17 protein-coding genes and 4 pseudogenes are annotated in these 21,022 nt (G+C 69.2%); 12 read left to right on the top strand and 9 right to left on the bottom strand.

Annotated elements, in window-relative coordinates; all coding sequences use genetic code 11:
- Positions 1–92: 92 nt before the first annotated feature.
- Together ACF09J_RS35480 and ACF09J_RS35485 are read right to left on the bottom strand one after the other, a co-directional pair.
- Positions 93–731: a hypothetical protein gene (locus ACF09J_RS35480; RefSeq protein WP_392309585.1), complete on the bottom strand. Its 639-nt coding sequence runs from the start codon at positions 729–731 to the stop codon at positions 93–95.
- Between the two features lie 42 nt (positions 732–773).
- A pseudogene (locus ACF09J_RS35485) lies at positions 774–1,421 on the bottom strand (DUF2071 domain-containing protein).
- A gap of 205 nt (positions 1,422–1,626) precedes the next feature.
- On the opposite strand from ACF09J_RS35485, the gene ACF09J_RS35490 reads away from it, so the two are divergent.
- The 4 genes from ACF09J_RS35490 to ACF09J_RS35505 all read left to right on the top strand — a co-directional run bounded on the left by ACF09J_RS35490 (position 1,627) and on the right by ACF09J_RS35505 (position 6,021).
- The gene (locus tag ACF09J_RS35490; RefSeq protein WP_392309586.1) at positions 1,627–2,280 is read left to right on the top strand and encodes a response regulator transcription factor; all 654 of its coding nucleotides are present in this window, start codon (positions 1,627–1,629) and stop codon (positions 2,278–2,280) included.
- Positions 2,271–3,539: a sensor histidine kinase gene (locus ACF09J_RS35495; protein ID WP_392309587.1), complete on the top strand. Its 1,269-nt coding sequence runs from the start codon at positions 2,271–2,273 to the stop codon at positions 3,537–3,539. Before ACF09J_RS35490 ends, ACF09J_RS35495 begins: the two co-directional genes overlap by 10 nt.
- A 38-nt stretch (positions 3,540–3,577) precedes the next feature.
- Positions 3,578–4,852, top strand: a complete 1,275-nt coding sequence (locus tag ACF09J_RS35500; RefSeq protein WP_392309588.1) for a hypothetical protein — start codon at positions 3,578–3,580, stop codon at positions 4,850–4,852.
- Between the two features lie 251 nt (positions 4,853–5,103).
- Positions 5,104–6,021: an RNA repair domain-containing protein gene (locus ACF09J_RS35505; protein ID WP_392309589.1), complete on the top strand. Its 918-nt coding sequence runs from the start codon at positions 5,104–5,106 to the stop codon at positions 6,019–6,021.
- A 79-nt stretch (positions 6,022–6,100) separates the two neighbouring features.
- Here the strand turns inward: ACF09J_RS35505 and ACF09J_RS35510 are convergent, their stop codons facing one another.
- The 6 genes and pseudogenes from ACF09J_RS35510 to ACF09J_RS35535 all read right to left on the bottom strand — a co-directional run.
- Positions 6,101–7,327 (bottom strand): acyl-CoA dehydrogenase family protein, encoded by a 1,227-nt coding sequence (locus ACF09J_RS35510; protein WP_392309590.1) that lies wholly within the window; start codon positions 7,325–7,327, stop codon positions 6,101–6,103.
- 79 nt (positions 7,328–7,406) lie between these two features.
- The gene (locus ACF09J_RS35515) at positions 7,407–9,017 is read right to left on the bottom strand and encodes a hypothetical protein (protein WP_392309591.1); all 1,611 of its coding nucleotides are present in this window, start codon (positions 9,015–9,017) and stop codon (positions 7,407–7,409) included.
- Between the two features lie 13 nt (positions 9,018–9,030).
- A complete protein-coding gene (locus ACF09J_RS35520; RefSeq protein WP_392309592.1) occupies positions 9,031–10,515 on the bottom strand; it encodes a hypothetical protein in 1,485 nt (494 codons plus the stop codon).
- A 665-nt stretch (positions 10,516–11,180) separates the two neighbouring features.
- Entirely contained in the window at positions 11,181–11,690 is a 510-nt protein-coding gene (locus ACF09J_RS35525; protein WP_392309593.1) for a DUF2231 domain-containing protein, read from the bottom strand.
- A gap of 183 nt (positions 11,691–11,873) precedes the next feature.
- The gene (locus ACF09J_RS35530) at positions 11,874–12,212 is read right to left on the bottom strand and encodes a hypothetical protein (RefSeq protein WP_392309594.1); all 339 of its coding nucleotides are present in this window, start codon (positions 12,210–12,212) and stop codon (positions 11,874–11,876) included.
- A 195-nt stretch (positions 12,213–12,407) separates the two neighbouring features.
- Positions 12,408–12,682: pseudogene (locus ACF09J_RS35535) on the bottom strand (transposase); the annotation flags it as partial.
- A gap of 47 nt (positions 12,683–12,729) precedes the next feature.
- Here ACF09J_RS35535 and ACF09J_RS35540 point away from each other — a divergent pair.
- From ACF09J_RS35540 to ACF09J_RS35570, 7 genes and pseudogenes are all read left to right on the top strand, one after another.
- Positions 12,730–13,310: pseudogene (locus tag ACF09J_RS35540) on the top strand (aldo/keto reductase).
- Positions 13,211–13,513: an aldo/keto reductase gene (locus ACF09J_RS35545; protein ID WP_392309595.1), complete on the top strand. Its 303-nt coding sequence runs from the start codon at positions 13,211–13,213 to the stop codon at positions 13,511–13,513. The pseudogene ACF09J_RS35540 and the gene ACF09J_RS35545 overlap by 100 nt, the downstream one beginning before the upstream one ends.
- 31 nt (positions 13,514–13,544) lie before the next feature.
- Positions 13,545–13,982: pseudogene (locus ACF09J_RS35550) on the top strand (ATP-binding protein); the annotation flags it as partial.
- 132 nt (positions 13,983–14,114) lie between these two features.
- On the top strand, positions 14,115–14,861 hold the full coding sequence (locus ACF09J_RS35555; RefSeq protein WP_392309596.1) for a phosphotransferase family protein: 747 nt from the start codon (positions 14,115–14,117) through the stop codon (positions 14,859–14,861).
- A gap of 479 nt (positions 14,862–15,340) precedes the next feature.
- Complete coding sequence (locus ACF09J_RS35560; RefSeq protein ID WP_392309597.1) at positions 15,341–16,081, top strand: alpha/beta hydrolase; 741 nt, start codon at positions 15,341–15,343, stop codon at positions 16,079–16,081.
- 231 nt (positions 16,082–16,312) lie between these two features.
- Positions 16,313–16,684, top strand: coding sequence for a GNAT family N-acetyltransferase (locus tag ACF09J_RS35565; RefSeq protein ID WP_392309598.1), 372 nt, complete (start codon positions 16,313–16,315; stop codon positions 16,682–16,684).
- 193 nt (positions 16,685–16,877) lie between these two features.
- Positions 16,878–17,183, top strand: coding sequence for a helix-turn-helix transcriptional regulator (locus tag ACF09J_RS35570; protein WP_392309601.1), 306 nt, complete (start codon positions 16,878–16,880; stop codon positions 17,181–17,183).
- Positions 17,184–17,279: 96 nt separating this feature from the next.
- On the opposite strand, the gene ACF09J_RS35575 is transcribed toward ACF09J_RS35570, so the two are convergent.
- Positions 17,280–18,149 carry an LLM class F420-dependent oxidoreductase gene (locus ACF09J_RS35575; RefSeq protein ID WP_392309599.1) on the bottom strand — a complete coding sequence of 290 codons (870 nt, stop codon included), beginning with the start codon at positions 18,147–18,149 and terminating at the stop codon, positions 17,280–17,282.
- A gap of 828 nt (positions 18,150–18,977) precedes the next feature.
- Between ACF09J_RS35575 and ACF09J_RS35580 the strand changes: the two genes are divergently transcribed.
- Positions 18,978–20,720, top strand: a complete 1,743-nt coding sequence (locus tag ACF09J_RS35580) for a DUF6923 family protein (protein WP_392309600.1) — start codon at positions 18,978–18,980, stop codon at positions 20,718–20,720.
- Positions 20,721–21,022: the final 302 nt, after the last annotated feature.

The raw sequence follows: 21,022 nt of genomic DNA on the forward strand, positions 1-21,022 counted from the left end.
TCGCTGGAACAGCTCCCACAACACGTCCGGCACCAGTTGCTCAACAATCCCCGCCACGACCAACAGCCTACTGAGCCAAATGAGATGACGTCTTACTCGGGCCCGAGCGCTACCGTCGTCGTGACCCGGATGAGCGAGGGTTTCCTCCGCACCGACCCGAAGCCGAAGCGGACGGGCGGTTCCACAGGTGCCGTGGCACCGAGGTCGGCGCCTTCGAAGAACGCCGAGACTGCGCGGATCGGCCGCAGGTCCCGTGCGCCGTACCATTCGCGGCGGCCCGCGCCGGCACTGCCCCGGGTCCGTACGCCGGGCAGCAGCAGGCGGGCCGGCCAGTCCGTGAGCGCGCTCCACGCTGGACGGCGGGCGAGCGTGCCGGGCACGGCCCGCAACAACAGGCCCAGAGGCCCTCGTCGCCCGGCGACGAAGCTCAACTCCAGTGGGCCCGCGGTGACCGTCCAGGTGCTGTCGGCGATGCGGACCCGGACGGAGACGACGCGCACGGTGTCGAAGACGTAGGTTTTGCTGATGAAGTCCGCGGTCTGCCGTGTGGGGGCCAGCAGCAGCCGCTCGCCTTCGGCCCGTTCCAGCATCACGTCGCTGAACGGGCCGAACGGCGACTGCTGCCAGTGGCCGAGCACGACACGCATCCCGGAGCATGTACCCAGGCCCGCGATCCAGCCCTCGAAGCGCAGCAGCGGACGCCGCGTGGCCCACCGGAGAAACCGGCTCATCCGCAAGTCCCGGCCGGAGCGACCCCGCGCCGCGGGCCGGCCTCAGGAAGAAGCGGCCGTCGGCGCGCAGGGCCGTGATGTTCCCAGGCGCACATGCCTGACTCCTTCCGAGAAGTGCACCACCGGCTCGCCAAGACCCGCCGGTAGCCCGGCGGTGGCGGTCAGCGTCTCCTCCAGGACCTCGACAACGGCGGCGGCCACGGTTCGTGCTCCACGGGCGTCTCCCAGAGCACGCAGAGTCGGCCGGCCAGGCCCGTCGGCGCGATGTCAGCCATACGTCCCGCTCCGTCGGCCGCTCGACCTGGTCACCGGGGCGGACGACCAGCCGGTAGGAGGCCACGGCGCGCCGATGGCTCGCGCTGCCGGCATCAGCGGGCAGGCGACCTCCAGGGAAAGGAACCACTGCCCGTTCCGGCCGTCGGGGTGCCGGACGTAGGTGCGCAGGTTCGTCTCCGCGAACGTCGGGAGCCCGGGCACCGCGGCCGGTACGCCGGGCAGGCGAACGTCTGCCATCACGAAGGGTGTGCGCCCGACCCAGGCAGCGCCCTCGTACTTGTCCCCGACCAGCTGCTCGGGCGCCAGCCCCTGGACCGCCTCCGGCGGGAAGGGCCAGTGGACGAACGTCTGCGTCAGCCAATTCGCCCGCAGCGCCGGCAGCCGTACCCGCTGCTCCGCTCCGTACGCCACCACGGACGGCGGGTCCCCCGCGCCCGGCCGACGGAAACGTAACCGGTGAGCAAGCGGCTTCGCACGTGGGGGAGGGGCAGCCGGCCGCAGGTGACACAGTTGTCGCCCGGGCATCGATCGCAGGGACGGCACCAGCGGCCTGCTTCCGACCTCACGCGGCTGACCAGGGCAGATGGAGAACTGGGACGGGAGTATCTAGGGTCAGCACGTGGCTTTCATCATGGTGTGCGAAGACGACGCGGCGGTCCGCGGCATTCTCAAACGCGCCCTGGAGCACGACGGCCACACCGTCTCCGTCGCCGCCACGGCCGACAGCCTGCTGCGGCAGCTCGCACCGGCGCCCCGTCTGGTCGTCCTGGACCTCGGGCTGCCGGACGCCGACGGCCGCGACGTCTGCCTGGCCCTCCGGGCTCGCGGCGTCGACGCGCCGGTGTTGATGCTCACCGCCTTGGACGGCCTGCATCACAAGGTGGGAGGCTTCGAGGCCGGCGCCGACGACTACATGACCAAACCCTTCGACATCCCGGAACTGCTGGTCCGCGTCCGAGCGCTGCTGCGCCGGGCCACCGTGGCGCCCGCACCGCGCGAGGTCGTCCTCGATCCGGCGAAGCACGTGGTGACCTACGACTCGGTGAGCCAGAGCCTGACACCGACCGAGTTCCGGCTACTGGGCCGCCTGATCGCCTCGCAGGGCGACGCGGTACGCCGCCACGCCCTCATCGCTGCCGGCTGGCCACACGGAGCACAGGTCAGCGACAACACCCTCGACTCCTTCGTGCGCCGACTGCGGACCAAGCTCGGCTCGCTGGGTGTGGCCGAGCGTCTGGCGACCGTCCGCGGCGTGGGCTACCGATGGCAATGACGGGCTTCCGCGGGAGGGTCGTCGCGCTCACCATGCTGATCGCCACCGCCGTGGTAGCGATACTGGTTGTGGTCTCGCACGTGCTGCTGAGCCAGGTGACGGACGCCGACGCGCACGATCTGGCGCGTACCCGCGCCGATGCGGTCGCGGCGAACGTCACCGTCAAGGGGGGCCGTGTCGTGCTGACGGAGAACACCAGCGAGGCGCTGGACGAGGTCGCCTGGGTGTACGCCGACGGCCGCCTGATCGACGGGGACGTACCGGCAAGCGTGGTCGCGCGCGCCGAGGCGCTGGCAGGCGCGCGGCGATCGCAGACCGCCGCCGTCGACAACTACCTCCTGTACGCGCGGGAGGTTCCGATCGACGGCCACCACGTCATGGTGATCGTCCGGGTGGACCTCACGCCCTACGAGACATCCGAGCAGCGCAGCCTGACCTTGTCGCTGATCCTGGGCGGCCTCGCGATCCTCCTCGCGGGCGGTGTCGCGCAGCTCGTGGTGCGCCGCGCGCTGCGGGTCGTGCACGAGATGGCCGCCCTCGCCGACGACTGGGGCCATCACGAACCCGGGCGCCGCTTCAACCTCGGAGTCCCCCGCGACGAGTTCGGGGAACTGGGGCGGACCCTGGACCACCTCCTGGAGCGCGTCGACAACGCGCTGGCGGACGAGCGCCGGCTCACCGATGAGATCGCCCACGAGCTGAGGACACCGCTCACGGTCCTGCGGGGCGAGGCGCAGCTGGCGCAGCTGTCCGGCGAGCCGGTGCCGCCGGAGGCGGTGCTGAGCGAGGTCGACCGCCTCGATGCGGCGATCACGACGATTCTGCGCGCCGCGCGCGCACGGACAGACGAGGGGACCCGGTGCGATCTGCGCTCCGCCGCGCGACAGGCGATCGCCTGCCGCGCGGTCGAGGTCGCCTTTCCCGCGAAGGTCGAGGTCGCGGTGGCGGCCGACGTCGCCGTGTCGCTGCTGTCGCCCCTGCTGGAGAACGGCCTGCGGCATGCGCGGTCGCGTGTGTGGATTACCGCGCGCATCCAGGGTGAGGCGATCGTGGTCGATGTCCTGGACGACGGCCCCGGGTTCGATCCCGCGGAGATCGACCGGGTCTTTGAAGCGGGTGTGACCGGCGGCGGCGGGTACGGGCTGGGGCTGACGGTGGTCCGGCGCATCGCCGCCTCGGCCGGTGTGGAGGTCCGCGCGATCGCGGACGGCCGCGGTCACGTCGAGGTGACGCTCCCTGCCGCGCGTGCGGCCACGTAGTCAGGTTGCGTGCAGGTTCCCCGCGTCAACCTCACTGCATGACAACGACAGCCGAAGCACGCACGCGCAGCGGGCGACTCATGCTCAACAAGGTCCCCGAGGTCACCGTCTGGTTCTGGGTGATCAAGGTCTTGTGCACGACGGTCGGTGAGAGCTTCGCCGACTGGATCAACACCCAGCTGGGCGTGGGCCTGGTGAACACGGCCTGGCTCTTCACCGCGGTTTTCGTGGTGGTCCTGGCGGTCCAGCTGCGGCTGAAGCGGTATGTCCCGTTCCCCTACTGGCTGACCGTGGTCGTTGTGAGCGTCACGGGCACCTTGTACACCGACATCCTGACCGACCAGCTGAACGTGCCGCTGTGGATCAGTTCCGCGGTCTTCTCGGTGCTGCTCGCGGTGGTCTTCGGCGTGTGGTGGCTGCGTGAGCGCACGCTGTCGATCCACTCGGTCACCACGTTCCCGCGGGAGTCGTTCTACTGGCTGGCTGTCCTGGTCACCTTCGCGCTCGGCACCGCGACCGGCGATTGGACTCTGGAGCTGACCGGCTGGAGCCCGGGCGTCTCAGTGTTGCTGCCGCTCGGCCTCATCGCGGCGATCACGGCGCTGTGGAGGTTCGGCGCGAACCCGGTGCTGTCCTTCTGGCTCGCCTACATCCTGACCCGCCCGCTGGGCGCGAACATCGGCGACTGGCTCGCCTCCCCCAAGGTCGCCCAGAGCCCGGGCGACCCGACCGGTCTCGCGCTGGGCACGTTCACCACCAGCCTGATCTTCCTCGGCCTGATCCTGGCGACGGTGGTCTACCTGACGGTGACGCGCTCGGATGTGACCGAGACCTACGAGGCGGCCCACGCCGCACAGGTCACCACCGACCCGCGCAAGGAGCGCCTCGGGCTGGCCGGCTTCGGACTGCTGACCGTCGCGACCGCGGCCCTGCTGGTCTGGGCCCACGGTCAACCGCACGTCGGCCCGGCGCCGGAGACCGACACCACCTCCGCTGTCCAGCTGCCTCCCGGCCAGGCGGTGAAGAACTTCCCGCCCGCGAAGGTCGGCGCGCTGCGGACCCTGGCATCCACCTCGCTCAAGGACGCACGCTCGGGGGACGCGGCCGGGGCCCACGCGGCCGCCCAGTCGCTGCGTGACCTGTGGGATGCCGACCAGGCCTCGCTGCAGCCGCTGGACCAGACCGGCTGGACCTCCATCGACGCCCAGATGGACAAGGTACTCAAGACCTTCGGTATCGATCACTCGAACCCGCCGATGTCGCCGGCCCAGCAGGAGAAGGAACTGAACGCCCTCCTGACGGACATGGGCTGACAGATCACACAGCGCCCGGCCGGCCCACCCGGCCGGGCCGCGCCGAGAACCGCGCCGCTTCGGCCCACGCCGGCTCGGCGGGGAAGTTGGGAAGAGTCGACAGAGAGCGTTCCTGCACGGCTCGCCGAACCACCCGGGGAACCCGAGCACGGCGCTGCGCCCGGGCTCCGTCCTGAGCAGCCGCACGAAGTACTGCCTCAGCCCGGGCGGCACCCTGGAAGAAGACAAGGTGTGAAGGCGGGAGAGGAGGCGTGGTGCGAACCAGCGACGAGATCTATCACCGGGTCCGCTGGGATCCGCGGTTCGACCCGGCCCGTTTCGTGCTGGGGATCAGTCGGCGCGGGGACGGCATCGAGCGCATCCCGCTGTCTTCCTTCGTGCCCGGGGGCGACATCCCGTGGCACCGGGTGGTCTTCATCGAGGCGGACGGCGAGGTGGTCTGGGACCGGGCCACGGGCGTGGACCGCATCGACGCGTCGGGCGCCGGCCGGGTGCGTGACGCGCGAGCGGACCTGAGCCGGGACACGAGGTCCCGCAGGGGCGGGTCCGTCGGCGTCCTCGACGTGTTTCCGACGGCCCGCACGGCGGTGGCCTGGATCCCGCCCGCGGAACTGTGGCCGCCGATCCAGGACATCCGCCAGGATTACGATCCGCAGATCCATCGCTGGCCGCCGCACGTCAATGTGCTCTTCGGCTTCGTGCCGGAGGCCGACTTCGAACGGGCTGCCCCACTGCTCGCCGCGGCGAGCGCCGAGACGCCCGTCTTCACCGTCCGGCTGGACGGAGTGCGCACCTTCCGGCACAGGGCGTACTTCACCGTGTGGCTCGACCCGGCAGCAGCCGGCAAGGCGCCATGGGCGGACCTGCACCACGCACTGCGGCAGCGGTTCCCGCGCTGCGGTGGGCCCGCCGAGGACTTCACCCCACATCTGTCCCTGGGCCGGACCCGCGACCCGCGGCGGGTCACCGCCGACTGCACCACCCGGCTCGACGCCATGACGGCGACAGTCTGGGAACTGGTCCTGCTCTCACGCAGGGGCGACGGGCCGATGCGGCCACGGGCCACGGTCGCCCTGCGATCGGGCGAACTCCGCAGGCTGGCCGCGCTCGACCCCGAAGCGCCGGGCCCGGAGGACACGGCATGGCTCTCCGCGATCAACGACAGGTGAGGCCGAGGCCGGCTGGGGCACAGTGCGGTTCTAACTCCGGGCGGCGATACCGCCCACTCCACGAGGCGCCGGGCCTCACTCAGAGTCTGTGGAAGGACAGGTCGTACTGCTCGCCGAGCGCGGCACGGCCTATGGTCGCGAGAACGTGATCGGCGTTGTCGTGGAGTGCGTACAGCGTCAGGTCCCGCAGGACCCGCTCCACGGCGCTCGGGCGGATCAGGCTGCGGGCGCCGCAGGCCTGGATGACGTGATGCACCGTTTCTTGTGCCAGATGCGCGATCGTGTGCCAGGCCCTGGCGCCGGCGATTCGTGCCTCGTCGTCCCTGCCCTCGTCCCACAGACCGGCGACGTGACGCAGCCAGAGGCGCCCAGTCTCCACGTTGACCGCCATGCTGCCCACCCGCTGCTGCACATAGGGGTCACCGCCCTTGCCCTGTCGTTTCAGATACGCGAGCCCGTACTCATATGCGGTGAGGGCGCCCCCGAGGAAGCTCGCCGCGTAATGGGGCACGAACACGGTCTGCCACTGTCCCTCGAAGTAGCTGCCGGGACCTCCGACGAGATGCTCGCGCGGTATGAAGGTGTCATGGAAGCGCACCGCGTGGCTGGCCGTCGCACGCATGCCGGCGGGATCCCACCAGGAAGCATCCACGGTCACGGTCGGGTCGGACAGGTCGCAGGCCAGCAGCAGGAGCCTCCCGTGGACATCCGGGGTCTGGCGGGCTCCGCCGGGTGTTTCCGGGTCGACGAGCAGGATCGCCCACTGCGCTCCGGTGGCACCTGTGGCGAACGCTTTGGTGCCGCGGAGGACCCAGCCGTTGCGGACGGGGACCAGTGTGGTGCCGAAGCGAAGGCTCTCGCCCGGCTTCGGGGCCTGGGGTTCGCCGCTCCAGGCGGCCCATTTCTCCCCGTGTTCCACCACTCCTGCGAACCAGCGTCGCTTCTGCTCGGGGGCGGCCAGGGCGTCGATCAGGACCAGTGCGTTGGCGTGCCCTTCCCAGCAGCGGGCCAGTGACAGATCTGCCTTGGCCAGCGTGGTGGTCATCTCCCACAGGGGCAGGGTGTGCCGCTGCTGAGGGCCGTAGCCCAGGCCTCCGTATTCCCGCGGCACGGTGACGCCCAGAAGACCGCTGGAGAACAGGTCGTCGAAATCCTCGGCGGGGAAGACGGCCTCGCGGTCGTACTCCACAGCGCGGGGGGCGAATTTGTCCGCGGCGAGCTTGGCCGCGGTGACGAGAACAGTCTGGTCGTCTCCGGTCGCCGGGCTGCGGACGGATCCGGCGGCGCGGGGCAGGTCGTCGGTCATGCGGAGGCAGCCTCCCTGTGGCACGTCACGTTCGGCAGGCGGGCGGTGGGCGGTCCGGCCGCGGACGTCGCGCGGGACGTCATGGCGCCTCCCGCCCCGTGCCGTGTGCCCGTGCCGGTCCCCCTGATGGGGGGAGGCCGTGGACAGCGGCCTGCTCGGCCGATCCGAAGCAGAGGGACGGCAGAGGCAGCGTGTCGGGCATCGGATGGCCCGTCATCAGCCTGAACTGCTCACGCACCTCGACGAACAGGACCTGCCAGCCGTTGATGCCGACCAGCCCGCGAGCACGGGTGGCGCGCGTGAGCGCGGTCGGCGGATCGTGGTAGGCCATCTCCAACACCACCGCGTCCCTGTCGGCCGCGGCAACCGGGAACGGCTCCCGCTCCACCAGGGGCGTGGCATGCACGAGCAGGTCGTATCCCGCCGGGGAGAACCGGGACAGCGGTATGAAGGGAAGCCCGAGCCGCGAAGAGGCTTCCAGACCGTGCGCGATCCCCCGGTTGACCAGGGTCACCCCGGCTCCGGCCTCGCGCAGGGCCCAGGCGACGGCCCGTCCGGCGCCGCCGCAACCGATGACGGCGGCCGTACGTCCGCTCGGGTCGACTCCACCCAGGGCCAGGGGGCGCAGGGCACCGACGGCGTCGGTGGTGGCCGCCCGCCAGCGCCCCTGGTCGAGCCACAGCAGATTGGCCGAACCGCATCCCAGTGCCTCCGGGTCGGCGACGTCAGCCACTTGGAGGGCGCTCTCCTTGTGCGGGGCGGTCACGGTCAGCCCGCGCAGGGGGATCCCAGCCAGCGACCCGAAGTCGAAGCCCCACTGCCAGAACCGGGAAAACCTGTCCACCTGGAAGGGCAGATACAGCGAGGGCAGCCGCAGTTCCCGCAACGCAGCGTTGTGCAGCCGGGGCGACAACGACCTCCCTCCCGGCGCACGCCCGGCAATGCCGAAAAGGCCACTGAGCGGAGGCAACGCGGGCAGTCCGTAGTCGGCCAGGAGCCGGCCCGCACTCGGCATTCCGTCCTCCCCCTGCGCACCGACCCGGCCGAAGACGACGGGCGCCCCCAGCCACGGCGCCAGCACCCGGGTCCACATGCCGACCGGACCGGACGCGAACGCCGTCACGTCGGTACGCCCGAGCCCGGCGAGCAGCAGCGGCGCGGCAGACCCGTACTGTCCGCCCGCAGGCGGCGCGAGGAGGTACAGCGCCGCCGGAACGGCGGACATCGCGGCGAACCGCTCCCGGAGCCGTCCTGATGCCTCCAGCAGCTCCGCTCGGCAACGCCCCTCGGCCCTCCCCGCAGGTCCGGACGCGTGCCAGGAGACACGCCGCTGCCGGGCGGGGACGGCCTCCAGCAGTTCCGGTCGCACGTCGTCCATCGCCTCGAGGTCGACCAGTTCATAGTGGTCCGCCGCACGCAGCAGCCGGGTGCGCCGTTCCACCGGGCCGGCGACCGAGCGGCCACCATGTCGCGCAGAGCGCAGGCTGTAGGTCAACTGCCCTCTGAAGTGCCGACGCAGCCGGGACGGATCGGGATCGCCGACCAGATCGGCCCGGACCTCCAGCTCGTCCGCGACCCCTGCGAGCCCGCGCAGCGAACGGGGAGTGAGGTCCTCCGGTTCGGCGGCCACCGCCACCAGCCGGGCCCGCCGTCCGAGTGCGGCACCGTAGCCGTTCGTCACTCGCGCCACTGGCATCCCTGCCTCACCCCCGCCCCGGAGTGGTGCCGCAAGCGCGGGAGGACTCGGCGAGCTCGCACAGGCGGCCGCGCACGGAGCGCTGGATGTGCTGGGCGCACCGACGGTACGCCTCCGGAGACTGCCCCTCCGGATCGGGGATGTCACAGTTCGGGTCCAGCCGGAGGGTACGGTCCTCGGCCTCGGGCGCCACAGCGATCACCCCGTCGCGATGGGCTCGGGTCATGCAGTAGATGACGGAGCTGACCCGGCACAGTTCCAGGGTGACCGAGCGAGCACGGTGACGGCGGGGATTTCCCCGGCCCGGCACCCGTCGCAGGCCGAGTTCGGCAAGCGCGTACCGGGCGCCGGGAACCATCGCCCGCGTGGGCAACGGCGTCGCCAGTCCCGCGCTGGAGAACCGGAAGGCGTGTGCGACGCCCGCCTCAGCGGCTTCGGCCCATGCGATGACCTCCGCCATGGGCGAGCGGCACGTGTTCCCGCCGCAGACGAACAGCACCCGGCATGCCGCGCCGGTGCCGCGGGTGCGCCACCAGAGAACGGCCGACGGGCAGGACAGGGCCGCAGCCGCGCCGACCCCGAACACCAGCGCGATCAGCTGACTGCTTCCGGGAGCCCGGAGCCCGGCCAGCCATGCGAGCGCGTAGGAGGCGACCAGACCGGACATCAGGCTCGCGAACGCCCAGGCCGGCACACCCCAGGTGTATTCGCGCCGGTCGAGGTAGATCATCGAAGCGAAGACGAACAGCACCTCGTAGGCCACTCCAATCCCCGCTGCCCCCAACGCGGCAGGCGTACCCAGGAACGTGGTGAAACCCGCGCCCAGTTGCGGTTGTCCGGCCAGCGCTCCTGCGCCCAGCAGCCCGGCCAGCCAGACCGGTGCCGCGACATGCTCCTCCACGAAGAATCGCCGGTCCGTCGCGACAATCCCGTTCTTGGCGACGCGACCCATGATTTCGAACCGACCCAGATAGCCGACGAGGTAAATGAGGACGCTCAGAACGGCGGCTGACGTGAGGTGATAGCTGTTCACGTCACCCAGAGCCACCGAAACCGCTACCACACTGAGGAACAGCGCCAACCAGGAATGTCCCATGACCGGACGCTTGCCCGCCCGGTCGATCAATGGGGAGAGAATGAGAACTCCGCCCCGCATCAACAACAGCATAAAGAGGATCGAGACGCCGGCAAAGGTGTAATTCATCGTGGTGGCGCCGATGATGAGCGAGGTGAAGAACCCGGCCGCCAGCGTCTCCCGCCCCGCCATCGGAAACCGGCGCCCGCCGATCCCGAGCCGGCGCATGTGCCGCCATCGACCCGAAACGCCCAGGAAGGCCATCATTGCGGCGATCTGCCCGAGGACGGATGCGGGCAGCATCTCGTAGCCGCTGAGCGGCTGGGACGACAGCGGAGTCACACCGCTGGCCAGTGCCTTCACCAGCATGGCGTAGGGAATATACGATACGAAGTATCCGAAGGTGAGCCAGCCCATGTGAGTCCCATTGCTGCTCGAACGTCAAGTTGCGAACGCCGCACGTCCGGGATCGGCACGTCTGGTCTAAATTCTGAGCCGAATAAACCTGCATGCTGTTCAGGATTTTTGAGCGCGTCGGCATTCCCCGAGAAATGATGTGAACATCAATGGCTCACAAAAAGCATGCAGGCAATCGCATTGACTTTCCTCAAAATCGTACCGCCCACGGCAACCATCAGCCAGCGCTGGAGCGAAGTGCGCAGGTGCGTGGGGGAGTCCCTCGCAGGCGCCGCAGGACGAACACCGCAGACCCGGTGACCGGGGACCTTGCCGCCCAGCTGCTTGCGCCCCACGTCCGCGCTCCCAGGGCGTTGGAGGAGGCCTTCGACTGGGCGCCCGCTCACCGACGCCGAATGCGAGCATCGCAACCAGGTCGGCATCGGCGTTCGCCTTCGTCTCGATCCCGGCCGTGACCCCGGCCGATATCGTCCTCGGCCCCCTGTTCCGGCGAGCAGCTGATCCCTACAGGCCGGCTGGCTCAGGTTCGGGCAGACCCTCCGTGCCTGATCAGATAACTGATTGAGATCGCGAACGAACCAGGGCAGCCGGTGGAGGATCATGGGCGATGAGCTTCGCGGCCAGCGGCTCCGGGCCCATGGTGGCCCGGTCGACCTCGACGAACGTCAGGAGCCGTGCTTCGGCCCCGTCGCCGCCTTCGAATAGGCATCCCGCCAGGCGGCCTTCGCTCCGGAGTCACCGATCCGGTAGACGTCCACAACTGCTCCTACCGCAATGCCCAGCGAAAGCAGCCCCACGATGATCCTCACGGGCAGGGCGGTCCACCGCGTGTTGTCCTGCCGAGGATCCGCCGGAGCGCGCCTGCTCGCCCACCATACGACCGCAGCCAGCACAAACAACCCCAAGGCCCACGGCAGCAGCCCGTCACCCAACTCGGTGTGTCGATGCACTAGGGGATTGTCGTCGACATGTCGTTCCAGCCACTCGCCTGCATGGGTGGTCAACGGCACGCTCACCAGGGCGACAAGGGCCAGCATCGGCAGTAGCGGACCCAACCGGCGGGCGGCGCGCGGCCACAGTGCCGCCGTCACCAAGGCCAGTGCGGTGAGAGGGACCAGCACTACGACCACGTGGACCAGTAGGACGTGGGCGGGCATGCCGTTGATCAGATTCATTCTGGCGCTCCTGAGCCTTGTGGGGGCGCCATCCTGGCACTGCAATCTCTCAGCTTGCTCTCAGCGGTACAGACGAGGAAAACGTGGAAGGGACTACACCGACTGGCTTTTTTGCTGGCCAGGGTGAAGAAACGTCCGGCCGCTCGCGTCACCGCCAACTGCAGATGCACGGGCGACGCAGTTTCAGGTTCTGCGGCGCAGGCTCCTTACGAAGAGCGGCGCCGACAACAGAAGCAGAGCTCCTTCAACGGCAAGGCTGACCAACCCGAGCGGCTCCGTCCAGTTGCCGACGTCATCGCTGTAGTCGGGCAATCCTGGGCCTCTGGTGAGGACGTAGCCCAGCAGAGGGCCGATGGCGACCCCGACCGCCAGGAGCCACCCCGATCGAACGAGACCAATGAGGAGCAGGACGGCGGCGACCACTGCCGCGATCTCCAGGACGTGGTACGCGATGCCGACGTAGTAGGGGTCCCTCGTTGCCGTGATGCCGCCTTGATCCACGACATGGATGGCAGCCACCACAAGGCACAACAGAGCTCCGGCCCACCTGGCCACCAAGGTAGCCTCCGGCGCCATCGCAGGGTGGTGTGACATTCGGAGGTACCTTCTCCTCTCTTCAGGTGGGCGTCCTGCCCCACCGCCAAAGTCGGGCCCTGAACGAGCAGCGCGCCACCCCCGTCACGTCCCAGCCTCAGTGGGCGGCTGCTCGTTGTCTCTCCGCACAGTGCGGACGAGTGATACGGAAGAGATACCGCCGCGGACGGCGCTCCTCCCCCCGGCTCTGGACCAGATCGGGAACCGGCGGTGAGCGGTCGACTTCGAGATGCCGAAGCACGGCGGCAGAGCCCGCCAGGCGCAGCCGCTGACCAGTACGTAGATGATCGCCGCAGCGTCTCATCAGGCGTGTCCTGTGTTCCGCCGCCCTGCGGCCGCACCTTCGACGGCGGGATCAACGGCTTCGCGATCTCCCACAGCCCGTCCGGAACAATCAATCAACCTCATCGACACCGCGGACGTGTACTCCGGCGGCGAGTCGGAGGTGATCGTGGGCAAGGCCCTCAAGGGCCGCCGGGACGACGTTGTGCTCGCCACCAAGTTCGGGCTGCCCATGGGTGACGTCTCCAACCGCCACGGCGGCTCGACACGCTGGATCCGCTTGGCCGTCGAGGACAGCCTTCGCCGTTTGGACACCGACCACATCGACCTGTACCAGAGGTCCGCGCCGTCGGAGGCTCCTTCTTCTCGCCCGAGGAGATCGTGGAGGCGCAGTGGACGGCCGAGCGCCCCGGACACCACCGCCTCCGCACCGAGCAGCCGCCGTACTCGATCCTCACTCGCGGGGTGGAGAACCGCGTGCTGCCCACTGCGCAGCGGTACGGCATCGGCGTGCTGACTTTCAGCCCCCTCCACTCCGGGTGGCCGTCCGGCCGTGTCGACCGCACCACAGGGCACCGCGGCGCCGGACGAGGCGCGAAGATGTCGACCTTTCTCAGCCCGGCGTACGGGCGAAGGCCGACGCCGTGCAGAAGCTCACCGCCCTGGCTGCCGAGGCCGGCCTGCCGCTCGCCCACGTGGCGAGCGCCTTCGTTCGCGCTCACCCTGCGGTCACCGCGGTGCTGATCGGCCCTCGCCGCCCCGAGCACCTCAGCGATCTCCTCGCCGGTGCCGACGTGGAACTCGGCGACGACATCCTTGACCGCATCGACGACATCGTGCCGCCCGGCGTCGATATCAACCCGGGAGATTTCTACATCGACCCCCACCCCTTCCATCGCCGACAAGCGCCTGCGCCGCCGCTGATGAGAGGGCGGGGCGTGGGCTGATGGCTGTTTCCGGGTGCGGTCGGGGACAGGACAGCCGCTCTGCCTGATTGGCGACTCCGGCACCGGCAAGTCCCACCTGCTGATCGCGCTGGGCACCGAGGCTGCGATGGCTGGCTTCCGGGTGAAGTACACCCTGGCCACGAAACTGGTCAACGAGTCAGTCGAGGCTGCGGATGAGAAGCAGCTGACGAAGACCATCACCCGCTACGGCCGTGTCGATCTTCTGTGCATTGATGAACTCGGCTACATGGAAGTCGACAAGCACGGCACCGAGTTGCTGTTCCAGGTGCTGACGGAGCGTGAGGAGAAAAATAGCGACGCCATCGCCTCCACCGAAGCCTTCGGGCGGTGGACCAAGACTTTCACCGATCCCCGGCTCTGCACGGCCATCGTCGACCGGCTGACCTTCAACGGCACGATCATCGAAACCGGCATCGACTCCTACCGTCTCGCCCAGACCCGGGCCAAGGTCACTGGGCTTGACCTGGTCAGAGGTCGGTGTCGTGCACGAGGCCGCTGGGTAGCGGGACGCGGTCAGCCGCGTAATCGCACGCGATAAACCCGGCGACATCGGCGATCATCCCCGGGATACTGGTCGCCCATGGATGAGGTCAAAGTCGTCGTCGCCCATTCCGAGCGTGCGACTCTGCGCGTCGGCGACGTGTTCCTGAAGGTGGACGCCGACCAGACACGCATCGACGTCGAGGTCGAGGCGATGTCCCTCGCGCCGGTCCCGACCCCGGAGGTCCTGTGGCGCAAGCCGCCCGTGCTCGTGATCGCCGCACTCCCGGGGACGACGCTTGGGCGCCTCGGCGGGCCGTCGACCGGGTCGCCGGCGGCGTGGGCCGCGGCGGGCGCCGCCATCCGGAAGCTGCACGACGCGCCGCTGCCGTCTCGGCCGGGCCGGGCCGGGCGGAGCATCGTCGCGCTGGCGGCGGAACTCGACGACGAGTGCGAGTGGCTCGTGACGAACGGCGTTCTGCCCGCCGACCTGGTCACCCGCAACCGCCAGGTCGCCGAGGCCGCACTGCGGCCGTGGACTCCGGCGTTCACGCACGGCGACCTGCAGATCGCGCACGTCTTCGTCGACGGCGACGAGGTCACGGGCATCATCGACTGGTCCGAGGCGGGCCAGGGTGATGCCCTGTACGACCTCGCCACCTTCACGCTCGGACACGAGGAGCACCTCGACGACGTCATCGCCGGCTATGGCACCGACATCGACCTCGACGTGATCCACGCGTGGTGGTCGTTGCGAAGCCTGCTGGGGGTTCGCTGGCTGATCGAGCACGGCTTCGACCCGTTCGCGCCGGGTTGCGAGGTCGACGTGCTGAGATCCCGGATGTGAGGCCGCGCGGGCCCGACTGCCACGTATGCGTTCTGACGCATCGAGAAGGCCATCCCCGCGGGCGCATCGCCTGCCCTTCAACCGAGTGCGGTGCGCAGTCGTCGCCAGCAGATGACGGCGCAGCCGAGGGTGACGAACGCGTGGTGGAAGTCGTCGCGGATCTCCCAGCGGATGCGCAGGCGGCGGAACCAGTCACAGCAGTGAGGGCCGGCGCCTCGCTGCGTAATTGGCTGCCACCCGATGGGGGAACGCCCACGTCGTTTACCCCTCGACAGGCGTCACGCATCTGGTTACAGAGCCTGCGCAAGAACCTGTTTGCGGACCGCGGCGGCCACTGATACGGTTCCGGAGGCCGTGCGAGAGAACGAGGAGGTGGTACCCGTGAACGTATTCACATGGGTGCTCTCCTCCGGGGTCACGGTCGGGCGATAGGTCGTCGTCCGGGAGCGCCGTTCAAGCGCATCCCGAAAGGCACGACCATGCAATTCAGTTCTGAACAGCGCCTCGACGACGGCGTCCTCGAGCGCGAATTCACCCTCGGCGAGATCCCCGGCATCCTGTGGACGCCTGGTTCCGCGTCTGCCTCCGCACCGGTCCCGCTGATCCTGCTCGGCCACCCCCCGCTCGGACTGCACAAGATGTACCCGCGACTGGTGGCGCGGGCCCGGCACGCTGCGGTGGATGGTTTCGCCACGGCCACCATCGAGCTCCCCGGAAGCGGGGAGCGGCCCCGTTGGCCCGCTGCCGAGCAGGCCCGCGCCGACCTGCGCCGGGCCATGGAGGCCGGCGAGCCGGTCAGCGACGAGATCATCGACGCCCTCATCCTCCCGCTCGTCGAAAAGGCCGTCCCGGAATGGCAGGCCGTCCTGGACGCCCTCCTGTCACTGCCCGAAATCGGCGGCCCGGTCGGGTACTCGGGGGGAGTGATCTCCATCGGCATTCGCCTTGCGATGGTCGAACCGCGCATCGTGGCCGCCGGCCTTTTCGCCGGGAGCTTCGTACCTCGCGCCATGTTCGAGGAGGCCCGGCAGGTCACCATTCCGCTGCACGTCCTGCTGCAGTGGGACGACGAAGGCAACGACCGGCAGGCGGCCCTGGACCTGTTCGACGCCTTCGGCTCCAAGGAAAAATCCCTGCACGCCAATATGGGCGGGCACACCGGCGTCCCGCAGTTCGCAGGGGACGCCGCGGCCCAGTTCTTCACCCGACACCTGAGGTGAAGCCGGGTCGTCAGGTCACCAGCAGACGGTAAGCCGCGCTGACCAGGATGCGGCTCGTCGAGGGAGGGCCCCGGCACTCCTTTGCTGCTTGCGCCGTGGATCCCTGCCAACTCGGCAGGGGCCCACGGCGCCCGAAACCATGAACAGTTCGATTTCTGCAGTGCTTCGAGTGCTGCCCCAATCTCGCCTGCGCAGCACTTGGCGGTGCTCCGCGGAAGTTTCCGTGCGGTGATGTCCATCGACAGCACCGCTGGTCGCGTCGTCGGCTTCGTCACCATGATCAGTGATGGCGTGCTCACCGCGGCGATCCCCTGGTTGGAGGTCCTCCCTGGTTACCAGGGCCGTGGGATCGGAACCGAGTTGATGCGCCGCATCTTGGAAGGCACGGAGCGGTTCTACTCGGTGGACCTGCTGTGCGACGCGCCGCTGCAGTCCTACTACGCCCGCTTCGGGATGGTCCCCGTGCCCGGGGCGACCCTGCGCCACGCCGACACCCTCCGCGGCGGCGCCATCGCAGGGCCGCATGCGCAGGACGCTGGCGCGCCCGACCGGGAGGCGCCAGGCTGTGCGGATGGCGGAACGAGTACGGGTTCGTGGGATTGATGACGACGAGGGCCGGCGGCTGCTGCGGATCATCCGCAGAGGCACCGGCTCGGTCGTGACCTGGCGGCAAGACGCGCATACGCGAGCAGGCGGAGGTCGACCGCGCTCACCAGGTCGAGCGGGAGTGCGAGGCCAGGCATCGCCCCGCCGACCGCCACGACCTGTACGACCGCACCGTGACGGAGGAGGAGCTGTGAACCATGCCACCTGGATGACCCGCCGTGCCAAGGGACTCGCCGACCCGGCCACCCCTCTGGGTCCAAAGGCCCGGGAGATTTACGACGAGACCGGCCTGGCCATCGAAATCGGCCGCTCGGTCTACCAGCGCCGTACCGAACTGGGCTGGTCCCAGGCCGAACTGGCCCGCCGCACCGGGATGACCCAGCCCGCCATCGCCCGTCTGGAGAACAGTCTCACCCTGCCCTCCACTCGCACCCTGCTGCGCGTTGCCCCGGCCGTGGGGCTGCCCCTTCACATCACCGTCGGAGATGTGGCCTGAGGCTGGTGCCGCAGGAGCATGCGGTCCGGCTCCTCAAGGAGCACAGTCTGCTGCGGCGTCTGCCCGAGCGTTCGGGTCCTGCCTGACCGACCCCGGTCAGTCCTTCCGGTGAATCCACGTCCGGGCGAGTTCCGCGACCCAGGTGGCCGCCGTGTCGGGAGCGGGCGGGGGTGCGCCGACGACCACGAGTTCTGTAACGCCCGCTGCAGCGAGGGCGGGCAGGTGCTCCGGTGTGCCGTCGCTCAACGCGACGGCAACCGTGAGCTCGTCGAAGGCGCGACCGTGGCGGGCGCACTCGTCGGCGAGGACGGCGACGCGCGAGCGGACGTCGGCCGCTGGGACGTTGAAGCCGTACCAGCCGTCGGCGAGCGTGACCGCGCGGCGCAGGGCGGCGTCGCTGTTGCCGCCGACCACGATCGGGAGCCGGCCGCCGCGCAGCGGTTTCGGGTTGACCCGGATCGCGTCGAAGCGGGTGAACTCCCCCGCGAAGGAGGCCGGGTCCTCGGTCCAGAGGGTGCGCATCGCGGCGAGGTACTCTTCGGTGCGCCGCCCGCGCCTGGCGAAGGGGACTCCGAGTGCCGCGAACTCCTCGGCCGACCAGCCGACCCCGACGCCGAGGCTGAACCGACCGGCTGAGAGCACGTCGAGTGTGGCGGCCTGTTTGGCGACCACGACCGGGTTGTGCTCAGGCAGCAGGAGCATGCCGGTGGCAAGCTCGATCCGGCTGGTGACCGCCGCCGCGAAGCTCAGCGCGAGCAGCGGGTCCAGCCAGTCCGCGTCCGCGGGCACGGCGATCCGGCCGTCCGCGGAGTAGGGGTAACGGGAGACAGGCGTGTCCACGAGCACCACGTGCTCGCCGCACCAGAGCCTCGCGAAGCCGTGTACCTCCGCGGCTGTGGCCACCGCCCGGATGACCTCCGGACGGGCACCGTCACCGATGCCGAGCGCGTGCAACCCCACTCGCATCCGCCACCTCCTGGCGTCACTCTAAGTGCGAAGCGCGGACGCGTTCGGGTGAGGTGGCACGCCGCGCGCGGAGGCGCACGGCATGTCACCCGCACGGGCGAGGCCACCGCCCGTGCGTGCGCTGTCATTCCGGCCCTGGGTGAGGACGCCTTGCGGGCGTGAAGGCATGGAGGACGGTGCCCGCCTGGCCGACTCCGATTTCTCTCGGGGCGTTGAGCCCGCACGTCAGTCTGAGGCCGGTGCCGGAGTGGGGGAACGCACTGTTGCTTCGAGCAGCCGGTCAGATTCTCGCTTCCCCGGCGGCCCTTTGGACGCACACCGCTTCGTAGACGCACGACGGTGCGAGGAGAGGGCTGCTGATGGCGGAGGACGACGGCATGGAGGAGTGCGAGGGGCATGGCTGCGAAGGGGCGGCGCTGGCCGGCCGTCACCTGGCAGTCGGCCCACCGGATGCTCTCCCTGGTCACGGATGCGTCCGCATCGAAGATCAGCGGCACCCGCGGCGGGGCGCGTCCGCCAGGACCCGGCGACGTACGGGTTCCGGAGCCCCTGGACGAAGGCGGACGCGGGCTCGTGCTCGTCGTCCCGCTCGCCTCCCGGTGGGATGTCGCATTCTGCTACTGCGTTCGGCCCTATGGGCTCCTCCAGCCGGGTGATGTATCACGCGCGGGAGCCGCGCCCGCAAGTTCGTTCGTTTGTCGGCGTGCTCGTATCACTTCCCCAAGCGGCGTTCAGCTCCTGGTGGGCCCCTCACACACTGATCGGTCGACCTTTCAAGGGTCGACAGAGGCCGGAGCTGGGCTCCCCACGAGTAAAAAGGGAACATTCATGCTTCAACGCAAGTCCCAGTGGCACCTGGCTGCGGTCTCCGTCGTCGCCATCGCCAGTTTCGCCGTCCCCACTGGGGCACAGGCGCAGATGCTGGTCCCCTCCCAGGCCGGCACCTCTGATCAGCACGGCAAGGGTGCCAAAATCTCTGAAGCCCAGAAGTCGAAGAGGGCAGCACAGCCCGGTACGCCGTTCGCGTGCACCGGCAAGATCTACGAGTCCGCCGGAGCGCCCACGACGCAGTTGTACGAGGGCACTCCCGGGCTCGGATCGGTGTCGTTCACGCCTTTGGGGCCAGCGTCGGGCCACTACAACGCCATCGGCATCAACCCGGTGGACCACTTCATGTACGCGATCGACACCACCAACGACAGCCTGCTCCGGATCAGCAACGATGGCTCCATCACGAACCTCGGGCCCGTCCGAGGCCTGCCGCCACACGGATTTTACAGCTACAACATCGGCACGTTCGACGACGCGGGCAACTACTACGTGGCGAGGCCACTAGCGGGCAGCGTCACCGAGATCTACGTGATCGACGTGGCCACACAGACAATGACCGCGACGATCCCGGTCGTCCCGCCGGGGCAGTTCTCAGACTGGGCCCTCGCCGACGATTTCCTGTGGGGCGCCTCACCCGACGGAAGCATCGTGCGTATCGATCAGAAGACCGGGGCCGCTTCCACGTTCCCCAAGGTCCTTCCGGCAACCACGCTCAACGGCTACGGCGGCGCGTTCACCTACGGCAACGGTGACCTCGGCTTCGTCGACAACGGTGGGTTCATTCGTCGCGTGGCCGTGACGAATCCCGGATCGGCCACCCCGACCTTCACCCTGCTTTCTACGCAGACCGCTCCCGCTGTATCAACGAACGTGGATGCGACGTCGTGCTTCGGGGCACCGACGGACCTGTCGGTCACGAACACGTCGTCCCCTGTGGCATACACGCCGGGGCAGAAACTCACGTACACAATCACAGTCAAGAACAACGGCCCGAACCAGTCCTCTGGGTACATCGTCAACGACACGATCCCAGCCGCGCTGAAGAACCCGGCCACCTCCGCGCCTGGTTGCACTATCACCGGCTCCACATTCTCCTGCACCGGCGCCGCGCTGGCGCCCGGTGCCTCGGACACCATCACCATCACGGGAACCGTCGACGAGAGCTTCACCGGCGTTCTCACCGACACCGCCACCGTGACAGGCAACGAGGCCGACTCGAACCTGAGCAACAACACCGACACCGTAAACACTCCGCGAAACAACCCGCGCGCCCGCGCGGATCTGGGCATCGACCAAGCCGGGCCTGCGAAGGTGACGGAGGGTGACGCCGTCACCTACACGCTGAAGGTCACCAACAACGGCCCGGACGACTCCACCGGCTACACCGTCACCGACACGCTGCCGACAGGTCTGCAGAATGCCTCCACCACGACGCCCGGCTGCACGATCAGCGGTTCGACCGTGACCTGCACCGGCGGCCCCTTGGCGGCCGGCGCCTCGAACACCATCACCATCAAGGGAACTGTGGGCCCGGGCACGAACGCGCTGACCAACACAGCGTCGGTCACCGGTAAGGACATCGACCCTGACCCGGGCAACAACGTCGACACCCTCACCATCGAGGTCGAGAAGGGCAAGGGCAAGCACTGCGGGGGTAAGCACGGCAAGGGCAAGCACTGCGGGGGCAAGCACGTTAAGGGCAAGCACTGCGGGGGCAAGCACGGCAAGGGCAAGAAGTAGCGACCCGATTGGCCTTGACCCTGACGTAACCGGTGCGTGAAATCCGGAACGGTGCCCGGCTGCCGATCGCCACGGTAGCCGGGCACGACTATGCCACCGACTCGCCCTCACACACCCCTGTCACGCCGCCGACCCGCGATGAGCACAGGCAGAGCTGTCTACAGCGGCCGTAACCGAAGCTCGGAGTTGCGGGGTCTGTCAAACGAACGGCTCTGGCCCGTAGTCGGTGGTGACGTTGGGTGACCGTCAGGGTAGGAGGATGCGGTGGCGGAGGAGGTCGAATCCGGCGCGTCCGTGCATCT

This window comes from Streptomyces sp. NPDC014889 (genome assembly GCF_043081205.1).
Lineage (GTDB): Bacteria > Actinomycetota > Actinomycetes > Streptomycetales > Streptomycetaceae > Streptomyces.